The organism is Microcoleus sp. PH2017_08_TRC_O_A, from assembly GCF_020738665.1.
In the GTDB taxonomy this organism is placed as follows: Bacteria; Cyanobacteriota; Cyanobacteriia; order Cyanobacteriales; family Microcoleaceae; genus Microcoleus.
The window spans coordinates 44,935-58,332 of the sequence record NZ_JAEQCE010000072.1 but is presented as its reverse complement, the minus strand read 5'-3'; the positions used below and the strand labels follow the sequence as shown (position 1 = coordinate 58,332).

General features: G+C 45.7%; 8 protein-coding genes. 2 read left to right on the top strand and 6 right to left on the bottom strand.

What is annotated here, in order from left to right:
• Positions 1 to 71: 71 nt before the first annotated feature.
• A complete protein-coding gene (locus tag JGK22_RS23510; RefSeq protein ID WP_293313855.1) occupies positions 72 to 6,338 on the bottom strand; it encodes a PAS domain S-box protein in 6,267 nt (2,088 codons plus the stop codon).
• 151 nt (positions 6,339 to 6,489) lie between these two features.
• Between JGK22_RS23510 and JGK22_RS23505 the strand changes: the two genes are divergently transcribed.
• On the top strand, positions 6,490 to 6,699 hold the full coding sequence (locus tag JGK22_RS23505) for a hypothetical protein (RefSeq protein ID WP_293182595.1): 210 nt from the start codon (positions 6,490 to 6,492) through the stop codon (positions 6,697 to 6,699).
• A 768-nt stretch (positions 6,700 to 7,467) separates the two neighbouring features.
• On the opposite strand, the gene JGK22_RS23500 is transcribed toward JGK22_RS23505, so the two are convergent.
• A complete protein-coding gene (locus tag JGK22_RS23500; RefSeq protein WP_293313852.1) occupies positions 7,468 to 9,489 on the bottom strand; it encodes an ABC transporter ATP-binding protein in 2,022 nt (673 codons plus the stop codon).
• Between the two features lie 520 nt (positions 9,490 to 10,009).
• Positions 10,010 to 10,522 carry a hypothetical protein gene (locus JGK22_RS23495; RefSeq protein ID WP_293190424.1) on the bottom strand — a complete coding sequence of 171 codons (513 nt, stop codon included), beginning with the start codon at positions 10,520 to 10,522 and terminating at the stop codon, positions 10,010 to 10,012.
• A gap of 77 nt (positions 10,523 to 10,599) precedes the next feature.
• Between JGK22_RS23495 and JGK22_RS23490 the strand changes: the two genes are divergently transcribed.
• The gene (locus JGK22_RS23490) at positions 10,600 to 10,782 is read left to right on the top strand and encodes a hypothetical protein (protein ID WP_293182589.1); all 183 of its coding nucleotides are present in this window, start codon (positions 10,600 to 10,602) and stop codon (positions 10,780 to 10,782) included.
• Here the strand turns inward: JGK22_RS23490 and JGK22_RS23485 are convergent.
• The 3 genes from JGK22_RS23485 to JGK22_RS23475 form a co-directional block, all read right to left on the bottom strand.
• Positions 10,779 to 11,048 (bottom strand): hypothetical protein, encoded by a 270-nt coding sequence (locus tag JGK22_RS23485; protein WP_293182587.1) that lies wholly within the window; start codon positions 11,046 to 11,048, stop codon positions 10,779 to 10,781. The genes JGK22_RS23490 and JGK22_RS23485 overlap by 4 nt on opposite strands.
• A gap of 258 nt (positions 11,049 to 11,306) precedes the next feature.
• A complete protein-coding gene (locus tag JGK22_RS23480; protein WP_293196735.1) occupies positions 11,307 to 11,747 on the bottom strand; it encodes a DUF3574 domain-containing protein in 441 nt (146 codons plus the stop codon).
• Between the two features lie 486 nt (positions 11,748 to 12,233).
• The gene (locus JGK22_RS23475; protein WP_293182583.1) at positions 12,234 to 13,316 is read right to left on the bottom strand and encodes an ABC transporter ATP-binding protein; all 1,083 of its coding nucleotides are present in this window, start codon (positions 13,314 to 13,316) and stop codon (positions 12,234 to 12,236) included.
• Positions 13,317 to 13,398: the final 82 nt, after the last annotated feature.

Here is a 13,398-nt window from a genome sequence, read left to right as displayed (position 1 = left end):
TTGCGCCAGATGCACCCGAAAGAGCGCTGAAGCGCAACTACGTACCTAAGAGTTAACCCTATAGAACCTATTTAATTTTCTCTTCTTTGAATCGGAATCTTGATCGTAAATTCAGTGCCTTTCCCCACCACAGAGAAACACTTGATTTCACCTTTGTGTTTTTCGACAATAATAGAATGAGAAATCGCCAAACCCATTCCCGTCCCCGAACCGATCGGTTTTGTAGTATAGAACGGATCAAATATCCGCTGCTTGACTTGATCGGTGATACCTGCACCGTTATCAGCAATTCTAATCGCAGCAAAATTACCTTCTACCTCTGTAGAAATGCGGATAATTGCTGAATTTGGAAGCGGTTCTTGTAAAGCGTCAATTGCATTCGCTATAATATTCATAAACACCTGATTCAATTGTCCGGCGTAACACTCTACCAGCGGCAATTGTCCGTATTCTTTAACGACTTGAATTGCTGGGCGATGGTACTCCGTACCCGCTGCGCTAACGGGCTGAACTTTCAGACGGTGTTCTAAAATCATCAACGTGCTGTCGATGCCTTCGTGAATGTTAACTTTTTTCATTTCAGATTCATCAAGGCGAGAGAAATTTCGCAAACTCCGCACGATATCTCGGATGCGAGTTGCTCCCACCTGCATCGAAGACAGCATTTTTGGCAAGTCGTCTAACAAGAAATCTAGCTCTAATGCCTCTACTTCCTCCTGAATAGCTGCGGTCGGTTCCGGGTATTCATCTCGATACATTTGCAGCAGTTTCATCAGGTTTGTGGTGTATTCTTCTGTGTAGGTAAGATTGCCAAAAATAAAGCTGACTGGGTTATTGATTTCGTGGGCAATTCCTGCTACCATCTGACCGAGACTCGACATTTTTTCTGCTTGCACGAGCTGGGTTTGAGCAAGCTTAAGTTCGCACAGAGTTGCTTCTAGTTGGGCAGTTTGTTCTCGCGCCATTCGGGCTGAATCGACGCTTTGGGTGTAGAGTTCGGATTGGCTGATGGCGATCGACAATTGATCGCCAATTGCCGATAGCAAATCCACTTCGTCTTGTGTCCACCTCCGCATCTCGCGACAAGCCACGCAGCCCACAACACCAATTAAACCCCCTGCACTTTTGACCGGCAAATCCAAGACAGACTTGTAACCCAACTGCAAAAAGAACTCTCTTTCTATGGGATCGCTCAAATTTGCAACATCATCTATTTGGTAGATTTCCGATTGGGCTATTTTTTGGGCCAGACTCCCCGTTACGTCAGCAGGATAATAACCCACAAGCGAGAACAAGTCATCATTTTTAGCTTCGTGGACGACATCCCAAGCGGGTATCTCGACATCGGATACATACCAAATAAACAAGCAGCGATCGAGTTGTAGCAAGTCGCGAATTTGGTGTACAGTTGTTGCCAATATAGTATCTAAATCGAGAGAAGCGCGGATTTGACTGCCTAACTGGTTGAGCAATTTTTGCTTCATGGCTGCTGATGAAGCTTCGGCGGCGACGAGGCGAGATGTTTCGTAAAGTTCGGCTTGATTAATGGCGATCGCCAATTGATTGCCCACAGCCACTAACAGTTCCACTTCCTCATCGCTCCAACACCGGATGCTGCTAGAAGCGCTACAGCAAATTACCCCTATTTTACCTGAAGATGTCTGAATGGGAATGTCCAGCATAGACTGTAATCCTATACACATGAAAAAATTCCGCTCTACTGGATCGGTAACATTTTTAAAATCATCCACCCGAATTATTTCAATATTGGCAATTCGCTCGGCTTTAGAACCAGTCAAGTTAGCCGGAAATACACCCAGCAAGGAAGGTAGTTCATCATTTTTTGCCTCGTATTCTACATTCCAAAATGCTGATTTTTCGTTGGTTATATACCAGATAAATAGGCACCGTTCGAGCAGCAGCAATTCACGTATTTGCTGCACAGTGGTGGCCAAAATAGTGTCTAAATCCAGAGATTTGCGGATATTGCTAGCTAGTTGGTTAAGCAGCGCTTCCTGCTCTGCTAATTTGCGGAATCTCGCTTCCGACTCTTGCAACTGTCTTTGAGCTTCTTTTTGTTTCGTTACGTCCAAACCCAAACCGATTAAGCCGATCGCATTACCGCAATCATCTTTGACCTGAGTTTTAATTATCTCCAACTGGTGGTATTCACCGTCAACCAACTGGAGCAATTCTTCAGAATAACAGGGAGGATCTTGGCTCCAGGCTTGTGCATCTGATACCATGCAGTTAGCAGATGCTTCTAATCCAAAAACTTCGGAATAGTGAGAGGCTGCTAAGAACTTCTCTTCGGGAATAGCTACATCTTCGCAGAAAGTTTTGTTGGCTAATAACATCCGCCCGCTAGCATTTGCCATCCACACCCAGATGGGAGCATTGTCAATAATTCCCCTCAAAGTTTGCTTTTGGGCGGCGAGAGCAAGTTCTGTTTGTTTGCGCTTGATTCCCAGGGCGATCGAATCGGCAATTGACGCAAAAGAAATCAGTGTAGATTCCGTCAACTCCTGGCGAGCAAACATGGCGATTACTCCCACCAACTGATTGTCAACAATCAACGGATATCCAGCAAAAGCCACCATTCCTTCTCGTTTCGCCCATTCTTTGTCGCTGACTCGGGCATCTTCTTGCACAGAATTAGTGAGGTGAGGTTGTCGATCCCGGGCGATTAAACCAATCTTGAACTCGCCGACCGCAATGCGGCTGTGAGCGTCGTCAATGTGAGTATAAATCCCCGCACTTGCTTGCAATTCCAAGACATTTCCCTCTTCATTGAGCGTCCAAATCCGAGCAAACGCAGCATCCAGATGGCGCACAACTGCATCGGTACATTTTTGCAAAGTTGCAGGTAAAGTGCGGTTTTCAGTCAGAGCAATTCCCACATCTGCTGTGAATGAAGAAAGTTTCAATTGTTCTGCTAAAGCTTGTTCTGCGAATTTGCGATCTGTAACGTCGGCAGCAACACCGAGACGCTGCTGGATTTTGCCCGACTCTGTTCTGCTAAATACAATATCGCGACTGACTAACCAGCGCCAACTATTTTGTCTGTCGAGCACCCGATATTCGTACTCAACCACCTCGCCGTCGGGAGCATTTTCTATTTGCTGGATATATCTGGGAAATTTAGCTAAATCTTCAGGGTGGATAATTGTCGGCAACAGATTGCTGCCCATTTCTTGAACTTCTGCCACTGTATAGCCCAGGAGGTCGGTGATTTCGCGGTTGGCATACACATTTCGCTGCTCGATTTCGTCGTAAACATAGAGAATATTCGGACTGGTATTGGCAATGCGCTCAACAAAGTGCTGACTAGCTTGCAGCGCTGCTTCTGCAAGTTTTCGAGCCGTAATGTCGGTGGAATTACCAATAATTCGGTAGATGCTGCCAGAGGTATCGTGCAGGGGCGTCAGAGTTACGATAAACCAATTTTCTACACCTGCCAATTCGGCGCTATTTTCGTAAGAAATCGAGCTGTCTGCGGCCAAACAATCGAGGTATCTTTGCCGAAAATTTGCTGCTACTGCTGGGGGAAACACTTCTTCGGGAGTTTTGCCTTTGACATCAGCACTCAAAATGCCTGTAGATGCTTCTGTAGCTGCATTCCAGCCTGCATAGCGGAACTCTCCGGCGGCGACATCTACCACGAAAATAACTTGATTCGATCCGTTATAGATGCTGTTTAAAAATTCTTCTTGTTCGCGCAATTGTGCTTCGGCTTGTTTGCGTTTTGTAATGTCGGTAGCACTTCCCACAATGCGACAAATTTTCCCAAATTCGTCTCGCAGCGGAGTCAGAGTTGTGATAAAGCAGACTTCTTGAGTCTCAAGACTAACAGATTCTTCGTAAGAAAGAGAGCTATTTTTTAGCAGGCATTCTCTTAATTTCTGCCGGAAAAACGCTGCCGTAGATGCTGGGAAAAGTTCTTCTGGAGTTTTGCCGCATCCTTCCTCCTTGCTGATGTTACTGAGTAACTCTGCTGCTCGATTCCAGCCGGCGTAGCGAAATTCTTCGTCTGCGCCGACATCTAGTACGAAAATACTGTAGTTCACACTGTCGTAGATGCTGCTCAGAAATTCTTTTTGCTGCCACATTTCTGCCTCGGCGCGGCGGGCTGGGGTAATGTCGGAGTGGATGCCAACCCACTCGCGAACGCTGCCATCTGCATTCAATACGGGTATACCGCGCACGGTCATATACCTGTACTCGCCGTCGTGCCGCAGCAAGCGGTGTTCTATTGCGAATAAGGTGCGATCGGCAAGTGCCTCAGACCACATCCTGGCAGTATATTCTCTGTCGTCGGGATGGATGTTATTGAGCCACCCCCATCCTTTAATTTCGTCGTAAGTCGCTCCCGTAAATGCACTCCATCCTGTTTGTTCGGCGACAACTTCGCCTGCGGCGGTAGTATCCCAAATAATTTGGGAGGTGGCTTCAGTTAAACACCGATATTTTTGCTCGCTTTCTTGGAGAGCTTTTTCGGCTTGTTTGCGATCGCCAATATCAGAAATAGTGCCAATCATTCTCACCGGAGCATTATTTTCATCTCTTTCTACGACTTTCCCCCGCGCCAAAATCCATTTAAATTCGCCGGATTTAGCTAACATTCTATGCTCAACAGCATAGCCATTTTCTGGATTTTCCAAATAGGCATTTAATTTCTGGTTCAATACCAGTAAATCGTCGGGATAAACTAGCTGTGACAAACCGATCGCATTTGCTTGTAGTTCGTCTGGTTCGTAGCCCAACAAAGCACTGTACTCGTGGTTGCAATACATTTCGTCAGTAACTATATTCCAATCCCACATTCCGCTGTCGGAACCCCAAAGAGCTAGCTGCAACCGCTCTTCGCTGCGCCGCAGGGCGGCTTCTACCTGTTTGCGATCGCTAATATCGCGAGCAACTCCCACCACGCCCGTGATGTTTCCAGAGCGATCGCGCAAAGGGCTTTTGGTAGAAAGAAATGTCAGGATGTTGCCCTCACTATCTTTTACTAATTCTTCGATGCTTTCCTCAATCCCAGATTGCCAGATCCGGCGGTCATTTTCCGCCAGCATATTCGCAATCTCCAGCGGAAATAATTCGGCATCATTTTTGCCAAAAATTTCTGATTTTGGCTTGCCAATCATGCCCGCAACCGTAGAATTGACCAATAGGTAGCGGCCCTGAATATCTTTGACAAAAATGCTGTCGCCTGTACTTTCGATGACGTTTTCAAAGAGGATGTTACTTTCTTGTAGTGCTGCTTCTATTGCTTTCCGATCGCTGATGTCGCGTGATATACCAATGATGCCGATCGCATTTCCTTCCGAGTCGTACCAAGGGCATTTTGCTGTCAGAAATGTTTGCATTTGTCCATTTATATGGAGATTTTCTTCCTGATTGAAATGTATTCTTGATGCTAGAATTTCGATGTCTGAATCTATCATTCTTTTGGCTATTTCAGCGGGAAATAATTCTGTATCGTCTTTGCCTATAATTGCCTCAATAGGTTTTTCAAAAAAATTAGCTAGGGCAGAATTTCCGATCGCGTAGCGGCCTTGAATATCCTTGACAAAAATGACATCCGGCGTGCTTTCAATCACGGAACGCAAGATTGAATTGCTGTGCTGGAGCGACTCTTGGGCGAGTTTGCGATCGGTAACGTCGCGGGCGACAGCATAGATCAATTCTTCTTCGCAGAAAGGGCTAGCAGTCCAGGCTATCCACTTGTAAGACCCCTCGCGACACAGCCAGCGGTTTTCAAACCCAACGATATTATTCCCCGCAGCAATCCTTTCAGCTTGTTTTAGAGTAGTTTCGCGATCGCCTGGATGGACGAATTCAATGAAGAGTTTGCCCACCATTTCGGCTGGGGAATAGCCGAGGATTTTTTCGGCTGCTGGGTTGATGTGCTTAATATAACCGTCAAAAGCAACTACGCAGAGCATATCTGGCGACAGGCTAAAAAATCGATCGCCCTGGTTGAACTTGCTCTCTTGGCGATCGTTGCAGGCCCAGACAGCAGAGGCGTGCGATCGCGCGGACACCACCAACATGACAATATTGGCTACAGCCAAACATCCCAGGGCGAGTTGGCTCTTGCACAAACCATCGCCTCCGCCTGTTACCAGCAACCCGTTTAATACAAGCAGTACCACACTCGCAACTGAGAATACACTGCCTGAGGCGATCGTCGCGAGGCTGATTGTTTGTTCATACTGCATACTGCATTCTGCCTTCTGTCTGCTGGTGACTGCTGCCGTTAATTTTATCAATAATAGTTGCAGGAATTTAAACAATTTAGTGTTTTGTGATTCTTCTATATGAACTAGATCTTTCATTTTTTTGAATAAGTTTAATTTTTGATGAGTTAAGACTTAAAAACAACTCTAAAGATGTTAAAATACTTTCAACAGTTGACAGTTGACAGTTGACAGTTGACAGTTGACTATTTGAGAGCTACCTCTACCCTTAAGTCCGAGGATTGGAGTAATGAATAGTCTGATTTTAATTTCTCCCGAGCAGGCTTGGGGCTTTCAACCAATTCTTTCGGGTAAATTTTTTCTAGCTGGCGAAATCAAGCATTGGCATTTTTTCCTTATTTTATGCAACACAACCATAAAATTAAGTGTATTTACGGAATTAGCGAGTAATATTTTTTTAGCTGCGGTGCGGCTTTTATCATTTTTTGTAAGGGCATAAAGGGTTTATCTTTAATAATGGACTAGATATTGCTGTTGGTCATTGGACATTTGGCCTAATCTAGCTAGTCCAGCACGCAAAATTTAATTATCTAGAGTGCGCCTGAAGCACATTACCGCGTAAGAGTATCTTGTCAAACCACTTTTTGCGTAAGTTATGACCCGGTTTGATGTACTAAAATACTGCGGGGAACTCTCTGACTGCTGGTTGAAAAACCCGCACTCTCCGTCAAATTCAACCAAATTTCATACTACCTATTAATTGTGAAGTTAAAATGAAGATCGACTGTTGATTTATGAAAAAAAAATAAAAAGATGTTGGTAGGAGTTGTTAGTTAAACTCCTATGTTCCCGGGTAATTGGGAATTGGGAATGGATCCGTTGTACTTCGCGAGTGTTGCAAATTGCTATAACCGGACATTCTCCATACCGAAGGCAGAATCCAGTGTTAAGTGTTTAATTTGGATTTTGATTTTTTTAACTGTATTAATACAAGTTCACAAAACTCTTGCTACAATTATCAATCTGGTATTAATATCGTGTCCGGTTGATTACCATCACAAAAACGGTTTGTAGTGCGGACTTCAGTCCGCAGTATAAAGCGGACTGAAGTCCGCACTACAAACCTTGGTACAATCCATGTGTAGGCTTAATTCTGGGATTTGGTTAGAATTGTATCCCATCAAACCACCACAATCAAATTGGTTGGATGAGGCATTTAGTCCGATGCTGCTAAAGGCTCGGGGTTAATTTTAAGGACTAGATAATATCACATTTGTTGCGATTCATCCCCAGGCGATAGGGGCGCATTCGCAGCAGACAAAGCAGATTGGCGACCTAATTGCTGTTGCCGAATGCGCTCCAAATTCCCCGCCGGAATAGCAGCTATCAGTTGCCGCGTGTAAGCTTGCTGCGGTTGGCGGTAAATGCGCTCGGCTGTGCCAATTTCCTCGATTTTACCTTTGTTCATGACGATCGCGCGATCGCTCATAAACTTGACCACGCTCAAATCGTGAGAAATAAAAATATAAGTCAGTCCAAACTCTGTTTGCAACTCCTTGAGCAAATTTAAAACTTGCGCCTGCACCGATACATCCAATGCAGAAACCGATTCATCGCAAATAATAAACTTAGGATTCAAAGCCAAAGCTCTAGCAATACAAATTCGCTGCCGCTGTCCCCCGGAAAATTCGTGGGGGTAGCGCCGCATAAAATCGGGATTTAAACCCACTCTATCCAACAAATAAGCGGCGCGATCGCGCTTTTCTTTCGGGTTTTTGCCAAAGCTGTGAATCACCATCGGTTCCATCACCGCTTCCCCAACACTCAGGCGCGGATCGAGAGAACTATAAGGGTCTTGAAAGATAATTTGCAAATCGCGCCGCAGCCGGCGCAATTGGCGATCGTACTCTTTTTTGAGCCGATAATTAGCCATCCACTGCCCTCGGGAACTACTTTTGGTAGGAGGGGTAATTTCTTGACCTTCAAAAAACACTTTGCCGCTGGATATCGGAATTAATTGCAGCAATGCTCTCGCTAAAGTTGATTTACCGCAGCCAGATTCGCCGACTAAACCCAAAGTTTCGCCCGGGTAAACCTCAAAAGAAATATCGTTTACCGCCATAAACAAGCGTTTAGTTTCGCCAAACATTCCTTGCACCGGAAAACCGACTCGCAAGTTATTAACAGCTAGCAAAGGCTCGGAAATATTCGGCAGCCGAGGGGGTTTTCCGGTGGGAAAAGTGGAAAGTCCGCCGCTGCTGTCGCCGTCTAAATCGACATTTTTCTCGACAATTACCAATTCGCCGCTAGCATTTGTGGTGACTTCCATAAAATCGGAAACTGTCGGTAAGCGGCGCATTTGGCGTTCGAGAGTTGGGCGGCAAGCTAAGAGACCTTTTGTGTAAGGATGTTGGGGATTGCTGAAAATTTGCTCGATCGCACCGCATTCAACAATTTTACCTCGGTACATCACCGCCACCGTATCGGCAATTTCAGCAATGACGCCTAAATCGTGGGTAATAAAAATCATTGCCATGCCTCTAGAGTCCCGCAACTCGCGCAGCAAAGCTAAGATTGTTGCTTGCACGGTTACGTCTAAGGCCGTTGTCGGTTCGTCAGCAATTAATAAAGTGGGATTGCAAGAAATGGCCATCGCAATCATCACGCGCTGGATTTGACCGCCGGAGAGTTCGTGGGGATAGCGATCGAGCATAGCTTGTTTTTGGCCGTTGACTTGTGGCATGAAATCGCGATCGTCCTGGGCACCTGCTTCTTGCCGCAAAGCCAAACAGCGCTGCCGCAGTTCCTCGTCCCCCGGTAGCAGCTTCACCTCTTGCAATAGCGAAGCAGCTTTGCGCCGCGCTGCTGTCTGGGATATCTTTTGGTGGAGACAAATGGCTTCTGTGAGTTGAAAGCCGATCGTAAAAACGGGATTTAGCGAACTCATCGGCTCTTGAAAAATCGTCGCAATCTGGCTTCCCCGGTAGGTTTGTTTTTCCCGATCGGGCATTTCCAGCAGATTCACAGGCTGCTTGGTAACGCCGTCTGCTGTCGGAGAAAACCAAATTTCGCCCTGGATTTTCGTTAACGAACTTGACAGCAAACCCATAACAGCGAGGGATGTTACCGATTTTCCCGAACCCGACTCTCCGACAATTCCCAGAGTTTGCCCTCGCTTCACCTCAAAGGAAATGCCGTCAACAGCTTTGACTGTTGCGGACGCATTGTCTGCGTCCGCAGATTGAAATTCAACCCGCAGGTTGCGAACTTCTAGGACGGTTTCACTCATGGAAGTCTATGGCAAAAGTTAAAAGGAGATTAAGTGGATTGTAGCAGGGCCTGTTAAAGACAGAAGGCAGCGGGAAACTCTTAAATTTTCAGTTTTAAATTTTAAATTCTTTAACTGATGGTGATTTTCACGCTTAGTAAAAAAAATACAGATGCTACGGTAGGGACACTGCACTCCCTCCGCTACGCTTCGCCCAAGGCGTGTCAACTTAAGGCTGAAACCCTTGAGAAATATGGGTTTTATGCCAAGTCTAGATCCCCCTAAATCCCCCTTAAGAAGGGGGACTTTGAGTAACTTCTTGTCCCCCCCTTCTTAAGGGGGAGTAGGGGGCAAGCTAAGGGGGGATCTAAGTTTAATGGTCAAACAGCCATCTGTGACTGGGTTTGACCTGGTTGTTGACACCAATGTGCACGGCGCGGTGTCCCTACTATATTTCATAGAATTGAAAACTGCCTATAACAACACCCAAAACTCAAAACCCAGAACTACTTAACTGCCGAATGCGGGGGAAGAATTTTCCTCAATAACCGATGACTTGAGTGCCAGCAGGCAGTGCAGTGGTCTCGGAGACCTTTTTAAACACGGTTGCCTGGTCGTTTAAGGAATTCGGTCTTGGCAGTCCGGGATTGGTGCCTTCCACCTGAAGGCGCATTTGACCTTCGGGAGTCAACTCAAAAACAGTCTCAACGGTTTCGGTCTTGTTGAGGCTGACATCCAGGTGCATCGGTTTTGCAGCGAGATTAACTTTATACCTCGTTTCTTTGGCGCAGGGGGCTCCGTCGGGGCATTTACCCATCATGAACAATTTGCCTTCTGGGGCAAAGACGAAGGTGAAAGACTGACCGGAGGGGATTGTACCTTGCCATTGACCTAGAAGTTGCTTGTCGATATTGCTAGCGGCGGGGGCTGCTGCTTCGGCAATTGTTGGTGCTGCTGCGGATGCTGGGCCTTGCGCGCCGTTGAAGCTGCTGGCGAGGATGCCGAAGCAAATGCCACCTGCGATCGCTTTGCCAATCATTTTTGAATTAGACATGAGACCGATCTCAAAATTGGTTGTTTGTTCTGTACACTGTAGCTATAAAACCGTAGTTTGTTTAATGTAAATCCCTTTTGGGTAAAATAAAATATATTGAGGTAAAATGGCATAAAAACCGCTGCAATTTCGGGAATCTGCCGAAAAAGTCGATTCCAATGTGTTCGAGCGCGATGATTGTGATGGTTCGCCGGTGCGCGATCGATCGCTTTTCTGTAGATGAAAGCAATTGCGCTGTTTTCGCAGCGGCGGATGTCTAAGATTCTGGTTGAGATTCTGGTTGAGATTCTGGTTGAGATTCCGGCGTAGCTTTCTGTTCTTTTCGATCTCGTTTTGTTCGCTCCAATGCCTCTGCGTAAGACCAAGCCACGCTCACAATCAAAGCTTTCCCAATACCGTCCAAATTTTTTTGTACATCGTCGTTATCCGGCGCTTGGGCTTTTGGGTTGCCATCGTTCGTCATATTTTTGTTTTCTCCCGGGCTGGTTTTTCTGGCGACTTTTTGCAATGTGCGATCGATACCCACAAATTATAATTTTTACGAGAAAAAATTGGTTGAAAGCCTCTCCCTTTGAGGGAGAAATTAAAATCAGACTATTCATTATTCCAATTCTCTGACTTAAGGGTAGAGGTCGCTCCTAAACTGTCAGCAGTCAGCAGTCAAAATTCAACTGTCAACTGTCAACTGTCAACTGTCAACTGTTGAATGCACCCTACTTATCTCTGAGGGTATGACCTTGATTACTAGGAATAATATCATAAAAACGCTGATTGGATGAGCTAATCAGAAAGAAACCTTAACTTCGCTGGTCGTTCGCAGCACTGACTCCTGCTGAAACCTGCGCTTGTAATTTTCGATAATTTCCTGAATAGCTCGATTTTTTTCCTGGCTAGTTTCATAAATCAAAATAACTATTTTAGAGTTTTCTCGAATCAATATTCCGCCCTGGTTGAGAAACTGCCCGGAACCGTCTAATACAGTTAGCCCTTCCCGAAAACGAGGGGTAATAACTTCCTTGACAAACTCCTGCCATTCTGACTCAGAAATTGTCTCGCCTCCGGGTTTAGTTAAGCCAAAATACAGTTCATCTTTGAGGAAGGTTTTTGGACTGGCGTTAGTATCGGAAGTTTCGGAAATTTGAGCGCGGGCAATTGTCCCCGGACAAATCGGCACGAGCAACAGCAGGCCTGCCAAGCAAAGACTGTTAAGATGTTTGTTCTTCATGTCATTATTTTCTATAAATAAACAAGTAGTAGGGTGCGCCAGTGCGATCGCTCTTTAACTACCGACTATGAGACTATTGGTACTGAGGCACCGCCCGAGCGATCGCACAATACCGATGCTACCGTTCGCGATATAATTTAACATAAAATGTGCAGATTAGTTTGTATAGCCTTTCTTAAAAAGATTCGCGGACGTAGTTGGGCTTCAGCCCTCTTTGTTTATTATTATATAAGCTGTCAGTCATACCTCATCTTTCTGAAAACCTCTATACTGCGGACTTAAGTCCGCACTACAAACCTTTTTTGTGATGGCGATCGATCGCAAATGATACCAGTCAACTAGCTTTTTCAAGCACAAATATCACCTTAACAGCAGCCAAATACTTATACCTCTTACTACAGTCATAACTTAGTTAAAAGCAGAAATAGTATTTTTCAGCACAGGGTTAGACTATTTTCAATCGATCGTGTTATACAGGCCAAATTTTCATTTCAAGCGATCGCCAGTTTTGACATCAAACCAGTGCAGCAACTGAGACGGAAAAACCAGCTCGACAATTTCGGAACTCCACTGACGGTCATTTGGGAGCAAAGCGCGCACCGTTACTGACTCCAAACCTTTAACTCGGACGCTAACTAAATTTTGCATTCCCAAGTTTTCTACTAAATAAACCTCACCTTTAATTGCCTCTGGATCTGGCTTCTTCCTGGCCTCTACATCTGCAAAGCTGAGGTGTTCCGGGCGAATTCCCAAGACAATCTCTGGTGGGACTGTCGGCAGATTTGGTAGCGGAACTCCAGAATCGCCCAACATCGCAAAATTTCCCTGGCATTTAAGCACTAGCAAATTCATTTGCGGGCTGCCTACAAAACCCGCTACAAACTGATTTGCCGGACGGTTATAAATCAAGTGTGGCGGGTCTAATTGCTGGATGCTGCCGCTGTTGAGAACTGCGACTTTTGTAGAAAGTGTCATTGCTTCGGTTTGGTCGTGGGTAACGTACACTACAGGGGCTTTTTGGGATGAAAACAATTGTTTGAGTTCGGCCCTAACTTTTTCTCGCAATAAGGCGTCGAGATTGCTTAAAGGTTCGTCGAGCAAAAATACTGCTGGTTGGCGCACTAAGGCGCGTCCGAGGGCTACTCGCTGCCGCTGTCCGCCTGATAGTTTACCCGGTTTGCGATCGACTAATTCGGTCAATCCGAGGGATGCTGCAACTTCTGTCACTAAGCGATCGATTTCGCTGTCGGATATTTTGCGGAGTTTGAGGCTGGATGCCATATTGTCGTACACTGTCATGTGCGGATACAGCGCGTAACTTTGAAAAACCATTGCAATATCCCGATCGCCCGGTCTGAGATATGTCACATCGCGATCGCCAATTCTAATCTCGCCTCTAGTCGGCTGTTCCAACCCTGCAATCAACCGCAGCGTGGTAGATTTGCCACACCCGGAGGGCCCCAGCAAGGTCAGAAATTCGCCCTCGCTGACATCTAAGCTAATGTCTTTTACTGGTACAACTTTGGGGCTGTAGGTTTTATTGAGGTTTTTTAGTTGCAGTTTTGCCATGATTTTTTATTGGTTATTGGTTATTGGTTATTGGTTATTGGTTATTGGTTATTCGTCACTAGGAATCAACTTAGGAATGATA

Coding starts and splice junctions, on each gene's coding strand:
- JGK22_RS23510 (WP_293313855.1), bottom strand. CDS start 6,338: ATGAAAGATCTAGTTCATATAGAAGAATCACAAAACACTAAATTGTTT.
- JGK22_RS23505 (WP_293182595.1), top strand. CDS start 6,490: ATGAATAGTCTGATTTTAATTTCTCCCGAGCAGGCTTGGGGCTTTCAA.
- JGK22_RS23495 (WP_293190424.1), bottom strand. CDS start 10,522: ATGTCTAATTCAAAAATGATTGGCAAAGCGATCGCAGGTGGCATTTGC.
- JGK22_RS23500 (WP_293313852.1), bottom strand. CDS start 9,489: ATGAGTGAAACCGTCCTAGAAGTTCGCAACCTGCGGGTTGAATTTCAA.
- JGK22_RS23475 (WP_293182583.1), bottom strand. CDS start 13,316: ATGGCAAAACTGCAACTAAAAAACCTCAATAAAACCTACAGCCCCAAA.
- JGK22_RS23480 (WP_293196735.1), bottom strand. CDS start 11,747: ATGAAGAACAAACATCTTAACAGTCTTTGCTTGGCAGGCCTGCTGTTG.